Annotated in this window: 23 protein-coding genes; 18 read left to right on the top strand and 5 right to left on the bottom strand. The window is 72.4% G+C overall.

The annotated features are described in order from the left end of the window. Positions 1-29: 29 nt before the first annotated feature. Positions 30-428 (bottom strand): universal stress protein, encoded by a 399-nt coding sequence (locus tag NYE39_RS09265; protein WP_341012476.1) that lies wholly within the window; start codon positions 426-428, stop codon positions 30-32. A gap of 117 nt (positions 429-545) precedes the next feature. Here NYE39_RS09265 and NYE39_RS09260 point away from each other — a divergent pair, with 117 nt between their 5' ends. From NYE39_RS09260 to NYE39_RS09240, 5 genes are all read left to right on the top strand, one after another. Further along, positions 546-1547, top strand: a complete 1002-nt coding sequence (locus tag NYE39_RS09260; protein ID WP_341012475.1) for a Bug family tripartite tricarboxylate transporter substrate binding protein — start codon at positions 546-548, stop codon at positions 1545-1547. Further along, complete coding sequence (locus NYE39_RS09255; RefSeq protein WP_341012474.1) at positions 1544-2086, top strand: tripartite tricarboxylate transporter TctB family protein; 543 nt, start codon at positions 1544-1546, stop codon at positions 2084-2086. The genes NYE39_RS09260 and NYE39_RS09255 overlap by 4 nt, the downstream gene beginning before the upstream one ends. 6 nt (positions 2087-2092) lie before the next feature. After that, positions 2093-3595: a tripartite tricarboxylate transporter permease gene (locus tag NYE39_RS09250; RefSeq protein ID WP_341012473.1), complete on the top strand. Its 1503-nt coding sequence runs from the start codon at positions 2093-2095 to the stop codon at positions 3593-3595. Positions 3596-3689: 94 nt separating this feature from the next. Beyond that, positions 3690-4382: an LppX_LprAFG lipoprotein gene (locus NYE39_RS09245; RefSeq protein ID WP_341012472.1), complete on the top strand. Its 693-nt coding sequence runs from the start codon at positions 3690-3692 to the stop codon at positions 4380-4382. A 1-nt stretch (position 4383) separates the two neighbouring features. Beyond that, positions 4384-6120, top strand: a complete 1737-nt coding sequence (locus NYE39_RS09240; RefSeq protein ID WP_341012471.1) for an MFS transporter — start codon at positions 4384-4386, stop codon at positions 6118-6120. On the opposite strand, the gene NYE39_RS09235 is transcribed toward NYE39_RS09240, so the two are convergent. Further along, positions 6082-6963: an alpha/beta fold hydrolase gene (locus tag NYE39_RS09235; protein WP_072625707.1), complete on the bottom strand. Its 882-nt coding sequence runs from the start codon at positions 6961-6963 to the stop codon at positions 6082-6084. The two genes, NYE39_RS09240 and NYE39_RS09235, sit on opposite strands and share 39 nt — an antisense overlap. Next, the gene (locus NYE39_RS09230; RefSeq protein ID WP_072625706.1) at positions 6960-7793 is read right to left on the bottom strand and encodes an exodeoxyribonuclease III; all 834 of its coding nucleotides are present in this window, start codon (positions 7791-7793) and stop codon (positions 6960-6962) included. The genes NYE39_RS09235 and NYE39_RS09230 overlap by 4 nt, the downstream gene beginning before the upstream one ends. A 449-nt stretch (positions 7794-8242) precedes the next feature. Between NYE39_RS09230 and NYE39_RS09225 the strand changes: the two genes are divergently transcribed. The 7 genes from NYE39_RS09225 (at position 8243) to NYE39_RS09195 (ending at position 15072) form a co-directional block, all read left to right on the top strand. Further along, positions 8243-8989 (top strand): dienelactone hydrolase family protein, encoded by a 747-nt coding sequence (locus NYE39_RS09225; RefSeq protein ID WP_341012470.1) that lies wholly within the window; start codon positions 8243-8245, stop codon positions 8987-8989. Further along, entirely contained in the window at positions 8986-9756 is a 771-nt protein-coding gene (locus NYE39_RS09220) for an SDR family NAD(P)-dependent oxidoreductase (RefSeq protein WP_072625705.1), read from the top strand. Before NYE39_RS09225 ends, NYE39_RS09220 begins: the two co-directional genes overlap by 4 nt. A 220-nt stretch (positions 9757-9976) precedes the next feature. Further along, on the top strand, positions 9977-10531 hold the full coding sequence (gene pyrE / locus NYE39_RS09215) for an orotate phosphoribosyltransferase (protein WP_072625704.1): 555 nt from the start codon (positions 9977-9979) through the stop codon (positions 10529-10531). A 133-nt stretch (positions 10532-10664) separates the two neighbouring features. Then, positions 10665-11531: a siderophore-interacting protein gene (locus tag NYE39_RS09210; RefSeq protein WP_072625703.1), complete on the top strand. Its 867-nt coding sequence runs from the start codon at positions 10665-10667 to the stop codon at positions 11529-11531. A gap of 32 nt (positions 11532-11563) precedes the next feature. Next, positions 11564-12355 (top strand): HAD family hydrolase, encoded by a 792-nt coding sequence (locus NYE39_RS09205; protein WP_341012469.1) that lies wholly within the window; start codon positions 11564-11566, stop codon positions 12353-12355. Between the two features lie 30 nt (positions 12356-12385). Further along, complete coding sequence (locus tag NYE39_RS09200; RefSeq protein WP_236953383.1) at positions 12386-13195, top strand: DUF1206 domain-containing protein; 810 nt, start codon at positions 12386-12388, stop codon at positions 13193-13195. Positions 13196-13413: 218 nt separating this feature from the next. Further along, positions 13414-15072 carry an ABC-F family ATP-binding cassette domain-containing protein gene (locus tag NYE39_RS09195; RefSeq protein WP_341012468.1) on the top strand — a complete coding sequence of 553 codons (1659 nt, stop codon included), beginning with the start codon at positions 13414-13416 and terminating at the stop codon, positions 15070-15072. 28 nt (positions 15073-15100) lie between these two features. On the opposite strand, the gene NYE39_RS09190 is transcribed toward NYE39_RS09195, so the two are convergent. Then, positions 15101-15766 (bottom strand): phosphatase PAP2 family protein, encoded by a 666-nt coding sequence (locus NYE39_RS09190; RefSeq protein WP_341012467.1) that lies wholly within the window; start codon positions 15764-15766, stop codon positions 15101-15103. A gap of 30 nt (positions 15767-15796) precedes the next feature. On the opposite strand from NYE39_RS09190, the gene NYE39_RS09185 reads away from it, so the two are divergent. The 6 genes from NYE39_RS09185 to NYE39_RS09160 all read left to right on the top strand — a co-directional run bounded on the left by NYE39_RS09185 (position 15797) and on the right by NYE39_RS09160 (position 21531). Next, positions 15797-16606, top strand: a complete 810-nt coding sequence (locus NYE39_RS09185) for a TrmH family RNA methyltransferase (protein WP_341012466.1) — start codon at positions 15797-15799, stop codon at positions 16604-16606. Between the two features lie 47 nt (positions 16607-16653). Then, the gene (locus NYE39_RS09180; RefSeq protein WP_341012465.1) at positions 16654-17295 is read left to right on the top strand and encodes a VOC family protein; all 642 of its coding nucleotides are present in this window, start codon (positions 16654-16656) and stop codon (positions 17293-17295) included. Between the two features lie 10 nt (positions 17296-17305). After that, a complete protein-coding gene (locus NYE39_RS09175) occupies positions 17306-18616 on the top strand; it encodes a sensor histidine kinase (protein ID WP_341012464.1) in 1311 nt (436 codons plus the stop codon). Further along, entirely contained in the window at positions 18613-19308 is a 696-nt protein-coding gene (locus tag NYE39_RS09170; RefSeq protein WP_341012463.1) for a response regulator transcription factor, read from the top strand. The genes NYE39_RS09175 and NYE39_RS09170 overlap by 4 nt, the downstream gene beginning before the upstream one ends. An 82-nt stretch (positions 19309-19390) precedes the next feature. After that, positions 19391-20308 carry an ABC transporter ATP-binding protein gene (locus NYE39_RS09165; protein ID WP_192910998.1) on the top strand — a complete coding sequence of 306 codons (918 nt, stop codon included), beginning with the start codon at positions 19391-19393 and terminating at the stop codon, positions 20306-20308. Next, complete coding sequence (locus NYE39_RS09160; RefSeq protein ID WP_192910997.1) at positions 20305-21531, top strand: ABC transporter permease; 1227 nt, start codon at positions 20305-20307, stop codon at positions 21529-21531. Before NYE39_RS09165 ends, NYE39_RS09160 begins: the two co-directional genes overlap by 4 nt. A 310-nt stretch (positions 21532-21841) precedes the next feature. On the opposite strand, the gene NYE39_RS09155 is transcribed toward NYE39_RS09160, so the two are convergent. Continuing rightward, positions 21842-24049 carry a heavy metal translocating P-type ATPase gene (locus NYE39_RS09155; RefSeq protein ID WP_083546206.1) on the bottom strand — a complete coding sequence of 736 codons (2208 nt, stop codon included), beginning with the start codon at positions 24047-24049 and terminating at the stop codon, positions 21842-21844. Positions 24050-24055: the final 6 nt, after the last annotated feature.

The following is a 24055-nucleotide window of genomic DNA, read 5'->3' as shown; positions in this document are numbered from 1 at the left end:
TTTCCCTAGGGAAATTCGGGGGCGGGGCGTCAGCCCCGGGTGACGAGGACCGGGACGGGGGAGTCGAGCAGGACCCGCTGCACGGTGGAGCCCATGATGAGCTTGCCGACGGGGGAGCGGCGGCGCGACCCGATGACGAGGAGCTCGGCCGAGGCCTCCGCCGCGAGCCCAAGGATCGCCTCGGCGACGTCGCCCCGGGTGGCCGCGCTCGCGATGCGGGTGGGCACGTCACCGGCGCCCTCGATCGTGCGGACGTGCTCGGCGATCGATGCGCGCACCGCGTGCTCGGCCTCGCCGTTCGCGCTCTCTGCACGGTCGACGACGTGCAGGACGACGAGCTCGGCTCCGCGGAGCACCGACTCGCGCAGGGCGAGGTCGAGTGCGGCCCGGCCGGCGGGGGTGCTGCTGTGCGCGACGGCGATGATCATGGGCGTCAACCTACTGGAGCAGCACCCCGTGTGTGATGTGGGTCATGCAATGCTGACATCATGGGGGACCCCTGTCCCCGCCGCTCCGGCTCTTCAACGACGAAGGTGGTCTCACCCGTGGTAGCCCGCGCCCAGGTCATGCGCATCATCGGGATCCTCGCCGTCATCATCCTCGCGGTCTTCGCCGTGCGGGACGCGCGCGGCTCCGCACAAGGGGCCGGCGCCCGCAGCCAGCTCACCCTCATCGCCCCGGCGGCCGTCGGTGGCGGCTGGGACCTCGTCGCCCGCGAGTCGCAGCAGGCGCTGCGCAGCGACGGCATCGTCAACTCCGTCAACGTCGTCAACGTGCCCGGTGCCGGCGGCACCATCGGCCTGAGCCAGCTCATCGGCATGGAGGGTGACGGCTCGACGATGATGGTCACCGGCACCGTGATGCTCGGCGGGATCACCCAGGCCGGTGGCCAGCGTGACCTCGAGGACACGACGGTCATCGCCCGCCTCGCGGAGGACTTCGAGGTCATCGCGGTGCCTGCGGACTCCGAGTTCAAGACCCTCGACGACCTGCTCGAGGCGTGGAAGAAGGACCCCGGCGCCATGCCCATCGGCGGCGGATCCGCCGGAGGCATCGACCACCTCGTCGCCGCGCAGCTGGCCCGGGCGGCAGGGATCGACCCGGAGGAGCTGCACTACACGCCGCACTCCGGCGGGGGCGAGCTGACCCAGTCCCTCACCTCGACCGCCCAGGGCACCGTCGGCGTCGGCATCAGTGGCTACAACGACTTCCGTGACCTCATCGAGGGCGGGCGCCTGCGGGCACTGGCCGTCGTCGCCCCCGAGCGACTCGAAGGTGTCGACACCCCGACGATGGAGGAGCTCGGCTACGAGGAGGTCGACCTCGTCAACTGGCGCGGCTTCGTCGCTCCTCCCGGCATCAGCGACGCGCAGCGTCGTGAGCTCGAGGACATCGTCGACGAGATGGTCGCGACCGACAGCTGGGGCGAGGCCGTGGAGACCAACCGGTGGGTCGTCAACCCCGCCGAGGGCGAGGAGTTCGAGGACTTCATCGCGAGCGAGCAAAAGCGCATCAACGAGCTGATGAAGGAGCTGGGGCTGGTATGAGTTCCGCGCCCGACACCACCACTGCCACCGTCCGCCCCAAGGTCGACCTCGGGGCCCTGATCATCCCGGCCGTCGTCGCCGCCGTCGGGGTCTTCCTCGTCGCCGGCATCCTCGGCATGCGCGTCGCCGGGGACGGCGGGCTCTTCGGGCCCAAGGCCTTTCCGTGGATCGTCGCGGTCCTCTGCTTCGTCGTCGCGACGCTCATGACCGTCGAGGTGCTGCGCCCGCACCCGGTCACCGTGACCGCCGACCCGGGCGACGAGGCCGACGCGATCCTCGACCTGGCGCCGCCGGAGCCCGAGGCCAGCAACTGGCGCTCGCTGCTCATCGTCGCCGCGGGGGTGCTCCTCTTCGTCGCACTGCTCCAGCCGCTCGGCTGGCTCATCGCCGGCTCGCTGCTCTTCGCCGTCGTCGGCTTCGGCCTCGGCGCCCGCAGCCCGCTCGGGCTGGTGCTCGGCGGAGTCGGGATGACCTCCGCGATCCAGATCGTCTTCAGCGGCTTCCTCGGCATCCACGTGCCGGCCGGGATCCTCGGGTGATGTGACGTGGACCAGATCACCAACCTCCTCAACGGTTTCGGCGACATCCTCACGCCCGAAAACCTCGTCTTCGTCTTCGTCGGGGCCCTCATGGGCACCGCCGTCGGGGTCCTGCCCGGCCTCGGCTCGGCCATGGCGGTCGCCCTCCTCCTGCCGCTCACGGCCAGCCTCGACCCCCTCGCCGCGCTGGCGATGCTCTCGGCGATCTACTTCGGTGGCCTCTTCGGCGACTCCATCGCCGGCATCCTCATGAACACCCCGGGCAACAGCACCGCGATCGCGTCATCGCTCGAAGGGCATCGGATGGCCCTGTCGGGTCGTGCCCCGCAGGCTCTGGCCACCGCGGCCCTCGGCGCCTTCATCGGTGGCATCATCTCGACGCTCATCGTCGTCTTCTTCGCGCCGGCACTGGCGGACGCCGCAGTGAAGTTCGGCCCCGCCGAGTACTTCGCCCTCGCCGTCTTCGCCTTCGTCGCCATCGCGACCGTCGTCTCCGACTCGGCGATCCGCGGCCTCGCCGCGCTGGCCATCGGCTTGGCCATCGCCATGGTGGGCATCGACCAGCCGACGGGGACGGAGCGCTTCACCTTCGGCCTGCGGACGCTCTTCGACGGCATCGACATCGTCGTGCTCACGGTCGCCCTCCTCGCGCTCGGCGAGGTGTTCCACCAGGCCTCCCGCATCGGCCGGTCCGACGAGGCCAAGCTGCTCCCGACGAAGGGCAGGCCCTTCCTCTCCCCCGCGGAGTTCCGCCAGGCGCTGCCGGCCTGGCTGCGCGGGACCGGCTTCGGCGTCCCCTTCGGCGTCATCCCCGTCGGTGGCGCCGAGGTACCCACCTTCCTCTCCTACGGCACCGAGCGGGCCCTCGACCGTCGCCGGGCGGAGCCGACCTTCGGCAACGGCTCGATCCAGGGTGTCGCCGGCCCCGAGGCCGCGGGCAATGCGACGGCCGGCACCGCCATGGGCGCGCTGCTCGCGCTCGGCCTGCCGACGTCGGCGACGGCAGCGGTCATGCTCATCGCCTTCCGGCAGTACGGCATGCAGCCGGGGCCGCTGCTCTTCGAGCGCAATGCCGACATCGTGTGGGCGCTGCTCGCCAGCCTCTTCATCGGCATGGTCGCCCTGCTCATCCTCAACCTGCCGCTCGCGCCGATGTGGGCCCAGCTGCTCAAGCTGCCCAAGGCCTACCTCTACGCCGGCATCAGCCTGCTCGCCTCCTTCGGCGTCTACGCGACGGCGGCGAGCACGACCGACCTGCTGCTCATGTTCGGCCTCGGTCTGCTCGGCTTCGCGATGCGACGCTACGACGTGCCGATCGCGCCGGTGCTCATCGGTGTCATCCTCGGCCCGCTCGCCGAGTACAACCTGCGCGACGCCATGGGCAACTCGGGCAACGACCCCTTCGTGCTCGTCAGCTCGCCGATCACGATCCTCCTCTACGTCCTGCTCGCCGCCGGCGTCGTCTGGGGTCTGCTACGGCGCCGCCGCGCCGCCAGCTCGGACTTCTGAGGCCCGACCGGTCTCGGTGCGGCCCAGTCCACGTAGGTGTGGGCTGGGCCGCGGTGGTGTCGCCACCGGTGCCCGGCGGGTTAGGTTGGCCGACATGCGACGTCGATCCGTGCTGGCCGCCGTGCCTCTCGTGCTCACCTTGGCTGCGGGGTGCTCGGCCTTCGAGGAGGCGACCCCGCCCACCGAGGCCCTCGACAAGGCCCGCACGATCTACGTCGACTCGGGCACAGTCACCTTCGACCTGAAGTCCTCGGCGATCCCCAAGGGGCGCAACGGTGTCTCCGCGGCCAACGGCTCCGGCATCGTCGACAAGACGACCCCGAAGTTCCAGGGTCAGGTCACCGGCGTCATCGACGGCGCCTCCGCCGGCGTCGAGATCATCGCCATCGACGACAAGACGTGGATGTCCTTCTTCACCAAGGACTTCAACCCCGTCGACATGAAGGACCTCGGCGCGCCCAACCCCGCAGAGTTCTTCCGCACCGGCAGCGGTGTCGACCAGATCCTCGAAAACACCGAGGACGCCAAGGCGGGGGAGAAGACCCGGGACGGCGACACCGTGCTCCAGGAGTACACCGGCACCGTGCCCAAAGCCGACATCGAGCGGCTCTTCGGCCTTGCGGAGGGCGCCGACACCTTCGACGTCACCTACGGCATCGAGCCCGACAGCGGTGAGCTGCGGCGGGTCGAGATCACCGGTGACTTCTACAAGGAGTCGGAGACGACCTACACGCTCAAGCTCAAGGACTACGGCAAGAACGTCGAGATCACCAAGCCCTCCTCCTGACGTGTCGACGCCCGTCACCACCCCCACCGTCACCGGGCGGGACTCGCGGGTCCTGCTCGCCCTCGCCTCGACCGCCGTGGCCCTCGCCGCGGCCGACACCTACGTCGTCGTCCTCGCCCTGACCGACATGATGAGCGGCGTCGGCCTCGGCCTGGACAACCTCCAGCGGGCCGCGCCGATCATCTCCGGCTTCCTCCTCGGCTACATCGCGGTCCTCCCGCTCATCGGCCGCCTCGCCGACCTCGTCCCGCGCTCGCGGATCCTCCTCGGCTGCCTCGTCGTCTTCGTCATCGGCTCGGGCGTCACCGCCCTCGCGGTGAGCCTCGACGTGCTCGTCGCCGGCCGCGTCGTGCAGGGCGTGGGGGGTGGCGGGCTCGTCCCCGCGACGCTCGCCCTCGTTGCTGATCTCTGGCCGCCGGGCCGAAGGGGGATGCCCCTCGGTGTCGTCGGCGCCGTCCAGGAGCTCGGCTCGGTCCTCGGTCCGCTCCTCGGCGCCGCGGTCCTCCTCGTCGCCGACTGGCGGGCGATCTTCTGGCTCAACGTCGTGCTCGGCGTCGTGCTGTGGGTGGCCATCGCCTTGGCCTCCCGGTCCCTGAGGAACGAGGCCACCCGCGGCCGAAGCCCGTCGAAGGGCCGGGACCGATCGTGGCCTGCGGCGGGGCTGGGGGTCGTCACGGTCGGCCTGCTCTGGCTCACCCTCGCCGCGCCGCGGGCACTGGCGACCGATGTCTACCTCGGGCTGCCCTTCGTCCCCTTCGCCGGCGACAACCGCCTCGTGACGCCGATCGGCCTGGTGACACTCCTGCTCGCGCTGCTGCTCGCCGGGCTCACCGTGCGCCGCTGGTGGCCACCGCTGCGCGAGAGTGACCTGCCCGGGGCGCTGCTGCTCGGCACCGCCCTCGGGTGCGTCGTGCTGACCTTCAGCTCCGCCGACCCCGAGACCGAGGTCGTCGGGCCGCTCGGCTACGCCCTGCTCCCCGTCGCGGTCATCGCGACGGTGCTCTACGTGTGGCGGCACCGGACCGCGGCGGCCCCGCTCGTGCCCCGCGGCACGGTCCGCGGCCGGACCGGCTGGTCGCTCGTCATCTCCCTCCTCGTCGGTGTCGCGCTCGTCGCGGTCGTCGTCGACGTCCCGCTCTTCTCCCGGCTGACGACCGACGGCTCGCAGACCGACGCCGCGATGGAGCTGGTGAAGTTCCTCGTCGCCGTCCCCGTCGGCGCGCTCGTCGGCGGTTGGGTGCTGCGCTGGGTCGGTGACGGACTCTCCGCCGGCGTGGGCCTCGCGCTCGCCGCCGTCGGGCTGCTCGTCATGTCCGGCTGGGAGGACGGCTCGCTCGCCCGGGTCTCGGCGACGGTGACCCTCGCGGTCGTCGGCTTCGGCCTCGGCATGGCGCTCGCCCCGGTCAACGACGCCGCGCTCGCCGACGCCCCGCAGCACGCCCACGGCACGGCGAGCAGCCTCGTCGTCGTCAGCCGGATGGTCGGGATGGTCGTCGGCCTCGCTCTGCTCACCGGCGTCGGCCTGCACCGCTACTACGAGGCGGTCGACGCGCTGCCGCGCGAGCAGCAGACCGACGCGCAGGCGCTGCTCGACGCGGCCCTGCTGCAGGTGCACACGGTCTTCCTCGGGGCGGCCGGGGCCGCGGCGCTCGGCGCCGTCCTCGCGCTCGTCTGCCTCGGGCTCCGCCGCCGCGAGGGCTCAGGCTCGATCGCTCGCAGCTGGGGCGTCGAGGAGTAGCTCGACCTTGTCGGCGACGATCGCCGGCGCTTCGTAGGTGATCATGTGGCCGACGCCGGGCAGCGACCAGAACTGCGCGCCCGGGATGCCCGCGGCCAGTCGTCGGCCCGCCGACACCGGCGTCAGCCGGTCGCGGGCACCGGTGAGCACGACCGTGCGGACCCCGGCGAAGGGGGCGAGGTGCTCCCGGAAGTCGAGCTCGCCGATCGCGCGGTGCCAGTCGGCGACGACATTGGCCCGGGTGCGGCTGGTCAGCCGGCCCGTGGCGCGCACCGCCTGCGGGTCGGGGTCGGGCCCGAAGAGGTTGGCCGCGGTCAGGCGCGGGGTCGTCGGCAGGCCACGGGCACTCGCCGGCAGGCGCCCGAGCACGGCCATCGCGATGCCCTCGCCCGGGACGGGACGACGGGTGCCGAGGTGGGCCGCCGTGCCGACGAGCGCGGCGCCGCGCACCCGCTCGGCGAAGAGCTCGGGCGCGATCTGTGCGAGCGCCATGACGGTCATGCCGCCCATCGAGTGGCCGCCGAGGACCACATCACCCTCGGGAGCCGTCTCGGCGATGACCTCGCGCAGGGTGGCGCCGAGGTCGAGCAGGCTGACCTGCCGGTCGTGGCCGGGCGTGGAGAGCCCGTGCCCGGGCTGGTCGTAGGTGATGACCCGCAGGTGCGGGCGCCGGGCCTGCAGCTCCGCGACGACCCGGTCCCAGGTCTCGGCGCCGAGGCACCAGCCGTGGGCGAGGACCAGGGTCGGGCCCTCGGCGGTGCCGGCAGGAGCCGCGTGCTCACGGACCGCGATGCGGGCTCCGTCCGGGGCGAGGACCGTGCTCAGGCGAGGGTCGGCACTCACCGGGCAGGGCTCCCTTCGACCGGCTTGTCCACGGCCGCACCATCGTCGCCGTCGAGACCGACGATGACCGGCGCGTGGTCGCTCGCGCCCTTGCCCTTGCGCTCCTCGCGGTCGATCGCCGCGCCGCTCACCCGCTCGGCGAAGGACGCCGACCCGAGGACGAAGTCGATACGCATGCCGCGCCGCTTGGGGAAGGCGAGCTGCTGGTAGTCCCAGTAGGTGTAGGTGCCCGGCCCGGGGGCGTGCGGGCGCACGACGTCGGTGAAGCCCGCGTCGAGGAAGGCGTGGAAGGCCGCCCGCTCCGGCGGGGAGACGTGCGTCTTGTCGGCGAAGTACTCCATCGACCACACGTCCTCGTCCTGGGGAGCAACGTTCCAGTCGCCGCAGAGGGCGACCGGGGTGCCGTCGGCGGCCCACTCGACCGCGCGGTCACGCAGCCGCGCCAGCCACTCGAGCTTGTAGGCCATGTGCGGGTCGTCGAGGGTGCGGCCGTTGGGCACGTAGAGGGACCAGACCCGCACGCCGCCGCAGGTCGCGCCGATGGAGCGCGCCTCGGGCGCCACGGGGTCGCCGAAGCCGGGGTCGCCGTCGAAGCCGATCGCCACGTCCTCGAGTCCGACCCGGGAGAGGATCGCCACGCCGTTCCACTGGTTGATGCCGTGGTGGGCCACCTCGTAACCGAGGTCGCGGAAGCGGTCGAAGGGGAACTGCTCCTCCTTCGCCTTCGTCTCCTGGATGGCGAGCACGTCGACGTCGCTGCGCTGCAGCCAGGCCTCGACGCGGTCGACGCGGGAGCGGATGGAGTTGACGTTCCAGGTCGCGATACGCACGGGCGCCACCCTAGCCATCGCAGGTGACAGGGCGGCAGCCGTGGTCAGTGTGGGCAGGATGGCACCGCAGACGAGCACGTCCCGGCCCGTGCCCATCGCGGAGCGCGCTGCTACGGCATCGGCAGCGCCCTGCTCGGGCTCGTCCTTCTGGCCGGGCTGCTCGTCACGAGCGCCTGCCCGCTCGAGGACCTGGTGACCGGGTGCTCTTCACGCCGGTCTTCGGGGTGCTCATGTGGCTCGTGACCCGCGGGGAGGCCCGACTCAGGGCCGGGGCCGAGCCGCTGACCGGCCCCGCCGCCCGCCGTGGCCTCGTCCGGGCATCCCCCCGGGCGGCCTCCTCGGGACCGCCCTGTGGGCCGGCCTCGAGGTGAACGACCATCGGCGGAGTCGCACCACTGAGCGGGAGGTGGGTCTGGCCACGGCGAAGGGGGGTCGTTAGCGTGCGGAGCATGCGCCCCTTCATCGAGATCCCGGCTGCGGACGGGACGGCCGAGGCCGTCGTCGCGCGGCCCGACGACCAGCCGCACCCCGGCGTCCTGCTGTGCATCGACGCGCTCGGGCTGCGGGCCCGCATCGAGGAGATGGCCGACCGCATCGCGTCGTGGGGCTACATCGTCCTCGCGCCCAACACGATGTACCGCTCCGGCACGGCCGCCGAGACCACGCCCCGCACCGACCTGCGGATCCCCAAGGAGCGGGCCGCCTACGGGGCCGTCGCCGCGCCCTACCTCGCCGCGCTCGACGGGCCGGCGATGGAGCGGGACACCCCTCACTACGTCGCTGCGCTGCGGGCGCTCGACGGCGTGACCGACGGGCCGATCGGCGTCACCGGCTACTGCATGGGGGCGAAGTTCGCGACCCGCGTCGCCGGCCTCGAGCCGAGCGTCGCGGCGTGCGGCGGATTCCACGGCGCCCGCCTGGCGACCGACGAGCCGGACAGTCCACACCTGCGACTCGCCTCTGCCACAGCGGAGTTCGTCTACGGGCACGCCGACAAGGACCAGTCGATGCCGCCCGAGAGCGTCGAGCTGCTCGACCGTGCCCTCGCCGAGCACGGGCTGACCGCGACGACCGCCGTCTACCCCGACGCGCCGCACGGCTACACGATGACCGACACCTCGAGCCACCAGCAGGCGGGCGAGGACCGGCACTGGCGCGAGCTGCGCGAGCTCTTCGACCGGACCCTGGGCGCATGAGCACGGCACTGGTCACCGGCGCCACCGCCGGCATCGGGCGCGAGTTCGCCGGGCAGCTCGCCGCGAAGGGGGTCGACCTCGTCCTCGTCGCCCGCGACGAGGCCCGGCTGGCGGCCGTGGCCGGCGAGCTCTCGGGTCGGCACGGTGTGGCCGTCGAGGTCCTGCCGGCCGACCTGTCCGACCGGGCGCAGCTCGAGCGGGTCGCCGAGCGGCTGCGTGACGCGGCCCGGCCGGTCGACCTGCTCGTCAACAACGCCGGCTACTCGCTGAACTCACGCTTCGTCGACAGCGCCGTCGAGGCCGAGGAGCAGCTGCTCGACGTGCTCGTGCGGGCCGTGCTCGTCCTCAGCCACGCGGCGGCGACCGCGATGGTGGGGCGGGGGAGTGGGCAGATCATCAACGTCTCGTCCGTCGCCGGTCTGACCGCGAGCGGCACCTATGCCGCGGCGAAGTCCTATGTCACGACCTTCACCGAGTCCCTCTCCGGGCAGCTCGCCGGGACCGGCGTGCAGGTGATGGCGCTGCTGCCGGGCTACGTGCGCACGGAGTTCCACGAGCGCGCGGGCATCGACAAGGGCGAGCGCTCGGGGCCCTTCTGGCTCGACGCGGGCGATCTCGTGCGCCAGGCCCTCGCCGACTCCGAGCGCGGGCGGGTCATCTCCGTGCCCAGCGCGCAGTACAAGGCGATCATCGCCGTGGCCCGGCACCTGCCGCGCGCCATCGTGCGCAACCCGCGCATCACGGCGCTGCACCGCAAGCCGGACTGACCTCCCCTTCGCCGGAGACTGCATTGCCCTACGGCAATGCGGAGGGGAGGCTGCATTGCCCTACGGCAATGCGAAGGGGAGGCTGCATTGCCGTAGGGCAATGCGAAGGGGAGGTGCCAGAGCGCTCGCGGATCCCCCTTCGGGGGCGGCGCCTCCGGGCCCGGCGCGGTCTGCCACCGGCACGCGACGCTGGCGCCGACGGAGTCCATAGACTGCGGGCGTGACTGACATCGCCGCCGACCGCGCCCGCCTGCTCGAGATCGTCAAGGACAAGGCCATCGTCCACGGACGCGTGACCCTCTCCTCCGGCAAGGAGGCCGACTACTACGTCGACCTGCGCCGCATCACCCTCGACGGCGAGGCCTCCCCGCTCGTCGGTCGCGTCATGCTCGACCTCGTCGCCGATCTGGACTTCGACGCCGTCGGTGGGCTGACCCTCGGCGCCGACCCGGTCGCCACGTCGATGCTCCACGCCACCGCGGCGAAGGGGGAGCGGCTGGACGCCTTCGTGGTGCGCAAGGCCGGCAAGGCGCACGGCCTGCAGCAGCGCATCGAGGGCCCGTCGATCTCCGGTCGCCGCGTCCTGATCGTCGAGGACACCTCGACGACCGGCAGCTCGCCCCTCGAGGCCGCCAATGCCGCCCGCGAGGCGGGCGCCGAGGTCGTCGCCGTCGCGACGATCGCCGACCGGGCGACCGGTGCCGCGGAGAAGTTCGCCGAGGCCGGCCTGGAGTACCGCCACGTCTTTGGGCTCGAGGAGCTCGGGCTCGCCTGAGTCCTCGAGGCGGGCGCCCTTCGAGACGGTCGCTGAGCGACCTCCTCAGGGAGCGGTGGGTATCGGCCTAGGGAAATGCCGGGGCTAGAGGTTAGGCTCTCCTAAGTCAGTTGATTCCGGCACCAGGAGAGTCATGAAGATCGCCGAGCTCAAGGACCGCGTCGTCCTCGGCGCCGCCCGCGCCTACGCGCGCCGCACGATGGCCGACTACGCGGAGCGTCCGGAGGAGTCGCAGTTCACCGTCACGGTGTCGCGGGTCGTCGACCTCAACCCCGTCATGCGTCGGATCACCCTGAGCGCGCCCGAGCTGACCCGCTACGAGCTGCTCGGCCCCGACGAGTACTTCGGCCTGCTCATGCCCGGCGCCGACGGCCGGCTGCACCTGCCCGACCCCGAGCGGACCAATGTGCGCACCGCCATCGCCGACATGCCCGAGAGCGAGCAGCCGGGCCTGCGCTGGTACACCGTGCGCGCGCTGCGCCGGGACGAAGGGGAGCTCGACGTCGACATCGTCACGCACGGTGACTCCGGGCCGGGTTCGGCCTGGGCGACGACCGCGGTCGTCGGCGACGTGGCCGGCTTCCGCTCCGGGGGTGCGCTGTACTCGACGTGGGACGCGCCGCGCCAGCTGATCGTCGCCGACGAGACGGCCGTGCCCGCGCTGCTCGCGATCCTCGAGGAGCGCTTCCGCCGGGGCCTGCCGGGTCTCGGCGAGGGCATCGAGGCGCACGTCGAGGTCGGCTCCCGCGTGGTGCTCGACGGGCTCGACCTCCCGGCCGCGGTGACCGTCCACGAGCGCGGCGACGCCGCGCCGGGCACCGCCGTGCTCGCCGCGCTCGCGACCGCCCCGGACCTGACCGCCGACCTGGACTACGCGTGGCTGTGCGGGGAGTCGGGGCTGGCGACCTCCCTTCGGCGTCACCTCGTGCAGGAGATCGGGATGGACAAGCGGGCCATCACCTTCTCCGGCTACTGGAAGCTCGGCGCCGCCCGCGGCTGAGCCGAGGGGAGGGCGGCGATAGCGTGGCGACCATGGAGCCGCACCTCGTCGCCCTCGATGTCGACGGCACGATCGTCACCCACGCCGGAGAACTCGGGGAGCGCACCCGAGAGGCGATCCGGGCCGTCGCCGACGCCGGCCACGAGATCGTCATCTCGACGGGCCGATCGGTCGTCGCGACGCTGCCGATCCTGCGCCTGCTCGACCTGCAGCACGGGTTCGTCGTGTGCTCCAACGGCGCCGTGACGATCCGCCTCGACCCGACCGCCCCCGACGGCTACACCATCGACGAGACGGTGACCTTCGACCCGCGGCAGGCGCTCACCCTCGTCATGGAGCACGCGCCGCACATCCTCGTCGCGGTCGAGGAGGTCGGCGTCGGCTTCAAGGTGGCCCGGCCCTACCCGGAGGGCGTGCTGCAGGGCGAGCAGGTCGTCGTCCCCTTCGAGGAGCTCGTCTCCCGCCCGACGACCCGCGTGACCTTCCACGACCCCGAGGGGCAGAGCGAGGACTTCCTCGAGCTCGTCGAGCGGATCGGCCTGCACGGCGTGAGCTATGCCGTCGGCTATACCGCGTGGCTCGACCTGGCGCCCGAGGGCGTGTCCAAGGGGTCGGCCCTCGAGCTCGTCCGCCGCAAGCTCGGGATCGAGCCCTCGCACACCTTCGCCGCCGGCGACCAGCGCAACGACCTCGAGATGCTGCGCTGGGCCGCCCGCGGCGTCGCCATGGGTGGCGCCCCGCCGGAGGTCGTCGCGGCCGCCGACGAGACGACCGGGTCGGTCGATGACGACGGTCTCGCAGACGCCCTTCGTCCGCTCTACTGACCGGGGGCACATCGAGGGCATCATGTTCTCGTGACCCGCACCCCTGACATCGACGACGCCCGCGACGCAGTCCGTACGGTCGGCGACCACCCGGCGCTCGAAGCCCTCGCCCGCGTGGGCTTCGCCGCCTCTGGCCTGCTGCACATCGTCCTCGGCTACACCGCCGCCCGCGTCGGCTGGGGCGGAGGCGGGCAGGCCGACCAGTCCGGCGCCCTCGCGACGCTCGCGAGCAACCCCGCCGGCACGGTGCTCATGTGGGTCATCACCGTGACCCTCGCCGGCCTCGTGCTGTGGCAGCTGACCGTGGCGGTCGCGCCGACCGGCGGCGACTCCGGTGCCACCGACCGGGTCAAGGCGCTCGCCAAGGCCGTGGTCTACGCCGCGCTCGCCTGGACCGCGGGGGGCTTCGCCGTCGGGTCGGGGTCGTCCTCGTCCTCCGAGCAGTCCTCCCAGGACGTCACCGCGACCCTCATGCAGGCGCCGGCCGGCCAGGTCCTCGTCGGTGCTGTCGGCGTCGCGATCATCGCCGTCGGCGGCTACCACGTCTACAAGGGCGTCACCCGCAAGTTCCTCGACGACCTCGAGGAGCACCCCGGGCGCCTCGCGACGGTGGCCGGCATGGTCGGCTACCCGGCGAAGGGAGGCGTCCTCGCCCTCGTCGGCGCCTTCTTCGTCATCGCCGCCGTCCAGCACCAGTCCTCGGAGGCCGACGGCCTCGACGGCGCCCTGAAGTCCCTGCGCGACGAGCCCTTCGGCCCCGCGCTGCTCACCGTCGTCGCGGCCGGTCTCGTGGCCTTCGGCCTCTACTGCTTCTCCCGGGCACGCCACCAGCGGATCTGACCTCCCCTTCGGCGTAAACTCTTTGCCACGACGAAGGGGGAGTCCCTACCCTTGTCGGGCCCGACCGGTCGGTGACAGCGCCCGGTCCCCCCCGACCAGAGGTGATGACCCGCCCGATGCGGCACCAGATCTCCCGCGACTGACCAGCGCGACCGACCGCGGCCCACGCACCGCGAGTCCCGTCGGCGTGCGCTCGCCGCCACGGCAGGAGATCACCCATGTCAGCACCCACCGCGGGGGCCGACGCCCTCGTCACCCTCACCCACCTCACCCTCGACTGGCCCGACGGCACCCGTGCGCTCGACGACGTCAGCGGGTCCTTCGGCCACGGCCGCACCGGGCTCGTCGGACGCAACGGCTCGGGCAAGACGACCCTGCTGCGCCTCATGGCCGGCGAGCTCACGCCGACCTCCGGCGCCGTGCACGTCGCGGGCACGGTCGCCACGCTGCCGCAGCAGCTCGGCCTCGACACCACCCGCACCGTGGCCGAGGCGCTTGGCATCGCGCCCGTCCTGAGCGCGATCAGCGCCATCGAGGCAGGCTCGCTCGACCAGGCGAACTTCGATGCGGCAGAAGGCCGCTGGGGCATCGAGGCCGAGGCGCTCAGTGCCCTCGCCGCACTCGGGCTCCTGGCCGGGCCGGAGCTGCTCGACCGGCAGCTCGGCGCCCTCTCCGGGGGTGAGGTCGTCACCGTCGGGCTCGCCGCACTCCAGCTGCAGCGGGCCGACGTCGCGCTGCTCGACGAGCCGACCAACAACCTCGACCGGGCCTCCCGTGAGCGGCTCGTCGCCGCCGTCGACGCGTGGCCGACGCAGCGCTCGCTCGTCGTCGTCAGCCACGACACCGAGCTGCTCGAGCACGTCGACCGGGTCGTCGAGGTGCACGGGCGGGAGCTGCGCAGCTTCGACGGGCCGTGGTCGGTCTACCGCGCGGCGATCGACGCCGAGCAGCAGGCCGCCGCCGACGCCGTGCAGGCCGCGGAGCAGGACCTGCGCCGGCAGAAGCGCGACCGCATCGAGGCCGAGCTCAAGCTCGCCGGCCGGCAGCGGATTGCCGACCGCGACTCTGCGAGCAAGCGCGCGCCCAGGATCGTCATGAAGACCTGGGGCATGCAGGCGGAGAAGTCCGCCGCCAAGCACCGCGACATCCACGACGACCGGCTCCAGCGGGCCGAGTCCTCGCTCGCCGACGCCGAGGCGCGGGTCCGCGAGGACCGTTGGGTGCGCATCGAGCTACCCGCGACCCGCGTGCCGGCAGGGCGCACGGTGCTGACCCTGCGGCTGGTCGGTCCCGACGAGGTGACGGCGGCCCCCCTTCGCGATGTCGTCGTGCGCGGACCGGAGCGGATCGCCCTCACCGGGGCCAACGGCGCCGGCAAGACCACGCTCCTGCGCGAGGTCCTCGGCCTGCCGACGCGCGTGGAGCCGGTGGCGCGACTCGTCGGGCGCATCGACGAGGTCGGTCACCTGCCGCAGCGGATCGAGCTCGACGACGACCTGACGATCCTTGAGACGGTGCGGGCTGCTGCGGCGACCGTGCCGCCGCAGCAGGTCCGGGCGTCGTTGGCCCGATTCCTCTTCCGCGGGGCGCTCGCCGAGCGGCGGGTCGCGGGCCTGTCCGGCGGCGAACGCTTCCGCGTGGCGCTGGCCAGCGTGCTGCTCGCGGACCCGGCACCGCAGCTCGTGGTGCTCGACGAGCCGACCAACAGCCTCGACGTCGACAGCGTCGACCAGCTCATCGACGCGCTCTCGGCCTACGAGGGGGCCCTGCTCGTCGTCAGCCACGACGAGGACTTCCTCTGCCGCCTGGGCCTCACCCGCCGCTGGGAGATCCGCGACGGCCGGCTGGGCGAGACCCCGGTGAGCGCATTGCCGTAGGGCAATGCGGTCAGGACGCTGCATTGCCCTACGGCAATGCAGCGTCGCGGCGAAGGGGGAGGCACGCCAGGGCGAGGGTCGCGGCGGCGGCGCCGAGGGTCAGTCCCATGACGACGTCGCTCACGTAGTGCACCCCGAGGAGGAGTCGGTCTGCGGCCGTCAGGGCGACGGCCGCGAGCGCGAGCAGCGTTGTGCCCCAGCGGACCCAGGCGCTCTCGGCCAGCCGCGCGAGGGAGACGAGCAGGACCGCGCCCAGGGCGATGTTGGTCGCGTGCCCGCTCGGGTAGGACCAGCTGCCGACCTCGGCGAGCGCGACGCTGGGGCGGGGGCGGTCGACGATCTCCTTGCACACCGCACCGAGCGCCCACCCGAGCACGCCCACCGCGACGGTGACGACCGCGGCTCGGAGGGTGAGGCGTCGCCGGGCGACCAGCACCCCGGCCCAGATCGCGACGAGCGGGTGCACGACCCACGGTCCGCTGAGCGCGGCCCACACGTGCGCCGCCGTGCCGAGCCGGTCGTGGTCGGCGAGGACCGCGGTGGCCCGGGAGGCGCTCCCTTCGTCGAGCTCGCGCAGCGTCGCCGACGGGAGGATCGCCCACTCACCCAGCGCCGCGACGAGGAGCATGACGGCGGTCATGGCCGACACCGCAGCGACGACGCGAAGGGGGGAGACGCGGCGGTCGGTCGGCATCCACCGATTGTGCGGCATGCTTGACCCGCCATGTCCGATCTCGTCATCACCTCACCGGCCAACCAGCGCCTCAAGGACCTCGTCACCCTGCGTCGTCGCCGGGCCCGTGAGGCCACCGGGACCACCCTCGTCGAGGGTCTCGAGGAGACCACCCTCGCGCTCGACGCCGGGGTCCGGCCGCTCGCCCTCTTCCACTGCCCCGAGCTCATGCTCGACCCGCAGGTCGGTGCCGCGCTCGTCGAGCGCGCCCGCGACCTGGGGGCCGAGATCGTCGAGCTGGGGCGCACCGCCTTCGACAAGGTGGCCTACCGCGAGGGGCCCGACGGGATCCTCGCCAAGGTGCCCGCTCCAGGTCGCCGCCTCGAGGACGTCGAGCTGCCCGACGGCGCGCTCGTCCTGCTCTGCGAGGGCGTGGAGAAGCCGGGCAACCTCGGCGCCATGCTCCGCACCGCTGACGCCGCCGGCGTCGCGCTCGTCCTCTCGGCGGACCCGGTGACCGACTGGGGCAACCCCAACGTCATCCGCTCGAGCAAGGGGACGGTCTTCAGCGTCCCGGTCGCCGCGGCCAGCGCCGACGAGGCGTGGGCCTGGCTCGCCGAGCACGGGGTCGAGGTCGTCGCGACCACCCCTGACACCGACGTCGAGCACACCGACGCCGATCTCACCGGCGCGGTCGCCGTCGCCGTCGGCTCCGAGAAGTACGGACTGACCGATGCCGCCCTCGCCCGGGCCCAGCACCGCGTGCGGATCCCCATGGTGGGACAGGCGAACTCGCTCAACGTCGCCACCTCGGCCGCGATCGTCGTCTACGAGGCCGTGCGTCAGCGCCGGACGTCCTGACCGACCCCGATTACTGGGGTGGCACTGCCCTGTGCCACGATGCCTGCATGCGCGTTGACCACGTCTCCTATGCTGCAGACCAGTCCGGTGTCAAGACCACGGCCGAGCGCCTCGGCGAGGCCTTGGGCGTCCCGCCCGTCGACGGCGGGATCCACCCGCGTTTCGGCACGCGCAACATGATCCTCCCGCTCGCCCACGAGCGCTATGTCGAGATCGTCGAGGTCCTCGACCACCCGAGCTCCGACAAGGCCCCCTTCGGGCAGGTCGTGCGCGCCCGCTCCGAGGCTGGCGGCGGCTGGATGGGCTGGGTCATCCGGGTCGACGAGGAGATCGAGGCCGTCGAGGACCGCCTCGACCGCAAGGCGGTCGAGGGCAACCGGCGCCTCTCCGACGGTCGCGAGTTCCGGTGGAAGCAGATCGGCATCAAGGGCACCCTCGCCGACCCGCAGCTGCCCTTCTTCGTCAAGTGGGGCGAGGGCTCGCCGCACCCCTCCGAGGAGGCCTCGACCGAGGTGACGATCTCCTCGCTGATGATCGCCGGCGACCAGGCCCGGGTCACCGACTGGCTCGGCGGGCTCCCGCCCGAGGAGACCTCCTCGGTCATCACCTTCGACTTCGTCGCGCCGCACGGCACCCCCGGCCTGATGTCGGTCACCTTCAACACCCCCGGTGGTCCGGTCACCCTCTGACCGCCCTCCCATGGCCCGGCTCGATCGCCTCGGCGAGTTCTTCGCCCTCGACGACGACTGGGTCCGCCCCGGCGGCACCGTCAGCCGCGGTGACGCCCTCTTCACCCTCGCGGTCGTCGCCGCCTCGCTCTTCGTCCTGGAGCTGATGCGCGCGCTCGGCGGGCTCGTCGAGATCGACGCCCCCCGCTGGCAGCAGTGGCTCTACACCGCCGTCCCCGCGCTCTTCCTGCTCACCCGGCGACGCTTCCCCCTTGCTACGGCCATCGGCGCCTCGATCGCCTACTGGGCCATCTCGACGCTCGAGCCGCTCATGGCGAGCCTGCTGTCGACCCAGATCGCCTACTTCCTCGTCATCCTCGGCGGGGTCGCCTGGGCGCGCAGCCGCCGGGCGATGGCAGCGGTCTACGCGGTGGTCCTCTTCCTGATGTTCCTCTGGCTGGTCTGGGGCATCGCCGTCGGCCAGGTCCTCAGCGACATGGTGGAGGCGAGCGACCCCGACGCGTGGGTGCCGGCCACCATCGCCGCCCCGCTCATGCTCGGGGTCATCAACGTCCTCTACTTCGGCGGGGCCGTTCTCGGCGGGCAGGTCGCCTGGCGCTCCGCACGCCAGCGCGCCCGCCTCGAGCAGCAGACGGTCACGATCCGCGAGCAGACCGAACGCCTGCGCGAGAGTGCCGTCATCGACGAGCGCCTGCGCATCGCCCGCGAGCTGCACGACGTCGTCGCGCACCACGTCTCCGGGATCGGCGTGCAGGCGGCCGCGGCCCGTCGGGTCATGGACCGTGACCCCGAGGCGGCGAAGGGGGCCCTCGCCCGGATCGAGGGTGGCAGCCGCGACGCCGTGACCCAGATGCGTGGGCTCCTCGGCACGCTGCGGATGCGCGAGTCGCCCACCGGCGCCGTCGATCACGCGCCGGAGCCGACCCTCGCAGACATCGCCGAGATGGCCCGGGCCCGCAGCGGGTCGGGTCTGACCGTGGTCCACGAGGTCGTCGAGGCCAGCGAGGGTGACGTCGAGGCCGTGCCGGCCTCGGTCGGGCACTCGCTCTACCGCACCGCCCAGGAGGCGCTGACCAATGTCACGAAGCACTCGACCGCCCGCACCGCCCGCGTGACCGTGCGCGTCGACGCCGAGCACGCCGAGGTCGAGGTCACCGACGACGGGCGGCCGCGCCCCGGGACCTCCGGCACCGGCATGGGTCAGCTCGGCATCCGCGAGCGGGTCCAGTCGCACCACGGGAGCGTCGAGATCGGGCCGCGCCCACTGGGCGGATACCGGGTCCGGGCGCGGATCCCCCTTCGCTCCGGGGGTGCCCGATGAGCGAGGTGCTGCGCGTGCTGCTCGTCGACGACCAGCCGATCATCCGGTCCGGCTTCGCGATGATGCTCTCGGTCGAGGACGACCTCGAGGTCGTCGGTGAGGCGGCCGACGGGCGCGAGGCCATCGAGCTCGCCCGGGCGCAGCGGCCCGATGTCATCGTCATGGACGTGCAGATGCCGGTCATGGACGGCATCGCCGCGACCCGCGAGATCGTCGCCGAGGAGCTCGGCCGGGTCATCATCCTGACGACCTTCGACGCCGACAGCTATCTCTTCGACGCGCTGCGGGCCGGGGCCAGCGGGTTCCTGCTCAAGAACGCCGAGGCCGAGCAGCTCGTCGAGGCCCTGCGTGCCGTCGGCCACGGCCACGCGCTGCTCGCGCCCGAGGTCACCAAGCGGGTCATCGAGCAGATGTCGGCGCCGGGCGCCGGCGGGGGAGCGGGTGCGACAGGCGCCGGAGCGCCCACCGGCGGTGCCCACGCCGAGCTGCTGGCGCACCTCACCGACCGCGAGCTCGACGTGCTGCGACTCATCGGGGCCGGGCGCTCCAACTCCGAGATCGCCGCCGACCTCCTCATCGGCGCGGCGACGGTCAAGACGCACGTGTCGAGCATCTTCGCCAAGCTCCAGGTGCGAGACCGGGTGGGCGCGGTGATCATCGCCCACGAGTCGGGCGTCGTCGGCGGGGGCTGAGGCTCCTCCCCCCGCAGGGGGAGGGCCAAGACCACCCCGGAGACGGATCCCGTGGACTCCCTTCGTCCCTAGCGTTGGGGCCATGGACAGGACACCGCAGACGATCACCGTGGAGGGGCTGACGCGACGGTTCGGTGACTTCACCGCCGTCGACCACGTCGACTTCACGGTGCCGCAGGGACAGATGACCGGCTTCGTCGGAGGCAACGGCGCCGGCAAGACGACGACGATGCGCATGATCATGGGCGTCCTCACGATCTCCGAGGGGCGGGTCCTCTGGGGCGACCGGCCGATCACCGCCGCCGACCAGCGCACCATCGGCTACATGCCGGAGGAGCGCGGGCTCTACCCCAAGCAGAAGGTCGCCGATCAGCTGATCTACCTCGGTCAGCTGCGCGGCCTGAGCGCCCGGCGCTCCCGGGAGTCGGTCATGACCCTCCTCGAGCGCCTCGGCCTGGGGGAGCGCACCGACGACACGGTCGAGTCGCTCTCGCTCGGCAACCAGCAGCGGGTGCAGATCGCGGCCGCGCTGATGATCGAGCCGGCCGCGCTGATCCTCGACGAGCCCTTCTCCGGCCTCGACCCCGACGCCGTGGACTCGATGGCCGACCTGCTGCGCGAGCACACGGCGCGCGGTGTGCCGGTGCTCTTCTCCAGCCACCAGCTCGACCTCGTCGACCGGCTGTGCGACCAGCTCGTCATCCTCGCCAAGGGGACGGTGCGGGCGACCGGCACCCCGACGCAGCTGCGGGGCGGCGCCCCGCGCCGGCACAAGCTCGTCGCGGTCCGTGACGCCGGCTGGGTCCGTGACCTGTCGGGGGTCACGACCCTCGACGTCGACGGCCCCACGGCCGTCCTCGACCTCACCGGCGACTCCGAAGCCGAGCGCCAGCGGGTGCTCGGCGAGGTCCTCGCCGAGGGGCTGCGCCGCGGTGGCGTCACCGAGCTGACGCCGATCGTGCCGCCGCTGTCCGAGGTCTACCGGGAGGTGACGGCATGAGCACCGTGACGACCTCCCCTTCGCCCACCTCGACGGGGACCGGCGCCGAGTCCGCCTCGACCCGCAGCGCGTGGGCCCTCGTCGCCCAGCGTGAGCTGTCGGTGCGGCTGCGGGACAAGACCTTCATCGGGTCGACCCTGCTGTCGCTCGTCATCCTCGTGGCCGTCTTCGGCTTCCAGGCGTGGAATGCCAACAAGGAGGTCACCTACGACCTCGCCGTCACCACCCAGTCGCAGCAGATGGGGGAGTCGATCGTCGCGGCCGCTCCGGACATCGACGACAAGGTGACGATCGAGCTCGTCGAGGTCGACGACGCCCGGGCCGCCGAGGCCGCCGTCATGGACGAGTCCGCCGACGCCTGGCTGCACCCCACCGACGACGGCTGGGAGCTCGTCGGCCGCTCGGAGGTCAGCTCGGGGCTGCGGGACATCGCCACCGAGACGGTGAGCAGCACGGTGCTCGCGGCCAACGCGCAGCAGGCAGGCACCGATGTCGCAACCCTCCAGCAGGGGACCGCCGTCACGACCGACATCCTCGACGGGGACGCGGAGCAGCAGGGCATCGCCAAGGCGGTGGGCTTCGGCATGGCGATCCTCTTCTACATGTCGGCCGTGATCTTCGGGATGTACCTCGCGATGAGCGTCACCGAGGAGAAGCAGTCGCGCATCGTCGAGATCATCGCGACGTCGATCCCGCTACGACACCTGCTCTTCGGCAAGCTCATCGCGGCCGTCGTGCTCGCGTTGGCCCAGCTGCTGCTCTACGCGGCCGTGGCGGTCATCGGGGTGAGCTTCACCGACTGGGGTGACATGCTGCCGAGCTTCACGAGCGGGCTGGCGTGGTTCGTCCTCTTCTTCATCGCGGGCTTCACGATGATCGCGGCGCTCTACGCGGTGGCTGGCGCGCTCGCCTCGCGACAGGAGGACATCCAGTCCACGTCGATGCCCGTGACGATGCTGCTGATGTTCATGTTCTTCGGCGCGATGTTCGCCACCGGCCGCCTCGCCGAGGTCCTCGCCTGGATCCCGCCCTTCTCCGCGGTGCTGCAGCCGATGCGCCTGGTGTCGGGCGAGTCGCAGTGGTGGCACGCCCTGATCAGCCTGGGGATCCTCGCGGCGGTCACCGTCGGCGTCATCCTCGTCGCCGAGCGGATCTACCGCCGGGCGCTGATGCAGACGGGCGGCAAGCTCACCTACAAGGAGGCGTGGAACGCCGAGCTGTGAGCACTCGCCGCCGGCGCCGTACCGCGGCGTCGGCGGCCACGGACTCGATCGGCCGGGCACCTGTCAGGGGTGGTGCCCGGCCGGTCGTCTGCCCTGGCTGGCTGGGGGAACGGCGAACGGACAGGGGGGAAGGGGGAAGAGCCGGCTGGGTGTCTACGCCGTTGCTCCGTGCTGTGGGTCAGGCCGGATGCGGTCCGGGGGAGGAGACGGAGTTGGGTTGACATAGTGCTCCGGTCAAGCTGTCAGGTGCCCGTCGTGTGGCGACCCGCACTGGGGAGCAATGGCGTAGGGCTCGGATCGGCCCCGCGGCTCAGTCCGAGATCGCCCGCCGCAGGCGAAGGGAGTTGAGCACGACGAGGATCGAGCTCAGCGCCATCGCGGCGCCGGCGATCATCGGGTTGAGCAGGCCGGCCATGGCCAGCGGGATCGCCAGGATGTTGTAGCCGAAGGCCCACCCGAGGTTTTGCTTGATCACCTGCAGGGTCTCGCGAGACAGCGTGATCGCGCGCGGGACCGACTCGAGGTCGGCGTGCACGAGGACGATGTCGGCCGACTCCATGGCGACGTCGGTGCCGGTACCCATGGCCATGCCGAGGTCGGCCTTGACGATCGCGGCGGCATCGTTGACCCCGTCACCGACCATCGCGACGACCCGGCCCTGCTCCTGCAGCTCGGCGATGACGTCGTGCTTGTCCTGGGGACGCACGTCGGCGACGACGTGCTCGGGGTCGATGCCGACCTGGGCGGCGATCGTCGTGGCGTTGTGCTCGTTGTCGCCGCTGAGCAGCCAGACCTGCAGCCCCTCGGCGCGCAGCGCACGGATCGCATCGCCGGAGGTCTCGCGGATCTCGTCGGCCACGGTCAGCGCGCCCCGGGCGACGCCGTCCCAACCGACGAAGACCGTCGTGCCCGGGCGCTCGAGTGTCGCCAGCTCGGCCGGCACCTCGTCGAAGAGATCGGCTCGCCCGACCGTGACCCGCGTGTCCTTGATGGTCGCGACCGCTCCGGCGCCCGGGAGGGCCTCGAAGTCGCGGATCGCCGGGACCTTGATCCCCTTGTCCTGTGCGCGGCGCACGATGGCGCGCGCGATCGGGTGCTCGCTGCCCGACTCGACGGCCGCCGCAGCGGTGAGCACGGCCGCCGGGTGGAGACCGGGCGAGGCCGCGAGGTCGGTGACCTGGGCGACGCCGGTGGTGATGGTGCCGGTCTTGTCGAGGACAAGGGTGTCGACGCGACGGGTGTCCTCGAGGACCTGTGCCCCCTTGATGAGCACGCCCCGCTGGGCGCCGCGGCTGGTGCCGACGAGCAGCGCCATGGGCGTCGCGAGGCCGAGCGCGCACGGGCAGGCGATGATCAGGACGGTGACGGCGACCCCGAGCGCGGTCGTCGCCGACCCCGAGCCGATCCACCAGCCGACGAAGGTCAGCAGCGCCAGACCCAGGACGGCCGGGACGAAGTAGGAGGAGACCCGGTCGGCGAGCCGCTGGACCTCGGCCTTGCCGGTCTGCGCCTGCTCGACGAGCCGGACGATCTGGGCATAGGTCGTGTCGGCGCCGACGGCGGTCGCCTCCACCACTAGCCGTCCCGAGGTGTTGACCGTGCCGGCGTCGAGGTGGTCACCGGTGCGCACGTCGACCGGCACCGACTCGCCCGTGACGAGGGAGGTGTCGATGGCGCTCGAGCCGTCGACGACGCGCCCGTCGGTGGCGACCTTTTCGCCGGGGCGCACGATGAAGTGGTCGCCGACCTGGAGCTCCTCGAGGGGCAGGACGACCTCGGTCGTCGCACGGCTGCGGGAGTCGATCCGCTGGACGGCCACTCCCTTCGACCCGAGGTCCATGAGCTCGGTGAGGGCGGAGCGGCCCTCGTCCTTGGTCCGGGCCTCGAGCCAGCGCCCGATCAGGAGGAAGGCGGTGATGACCGCGGCCGTCTCGAAGTAGTAGTGACCGTCGACCCCGGCCCCGGTGAGCAGGGTCACCGTCGACCACAGGTAGGCGGCGCTCACGCCGAGGCTGACGAGGGTGTCCATCGTCGACTGCAGGTGGCGGGCGGCTGAGTAGGCGGCCTTGTGGAAGGGCCACGCGGCCCAGCCGACGACCGGCGTCGTCAGCAGCCACTGGAGCCACGGGCTGGCCGCTGGCTCCCACGGACCCATCGCCAGGACGAGGACGACGAAGGCGAGAGCACCGGCGACGGCCGCGCGCCGCTGGAGGTCGGCACGCGCGATCGGCGTGTGCGTCGGCGGGGTGAGGCGCGACTCGCCTTCGATGACCGTGGCGCCGTAGCCGCTGGCCTCGACGGTCTTGATGAGCTCGTCCACCGGGAGGTCCGCCGGGTGGGAGACAGTCGCCCGCTCGGTGGCGAGGTTGACCGTGGCCTCGACGCCGTCGATCTTGCCGAGGTTGCGCTCGATCCGGGCGCTGCAGGACGCGCACGTCATGCCGGTGATCGCCAGGTCGACGCTGCGCGAGGTCGCCTCCGGCTCGGCGACGGGATCGGGGGCGGTGGTGGTGCTCATGGGGGT

This window comes from Janibacter sp. FSL W8-0316 (assembly GCF_038004165.1).
GTDB lineage: Bacteria > Actinomycetota > Actinomycetes > Actinomycetales > Dermatophilaceae > Janibacter > Janibacter indicus.
This window is presented reverse-complemented; position numbering and strand designations above follow the sequence as displayed.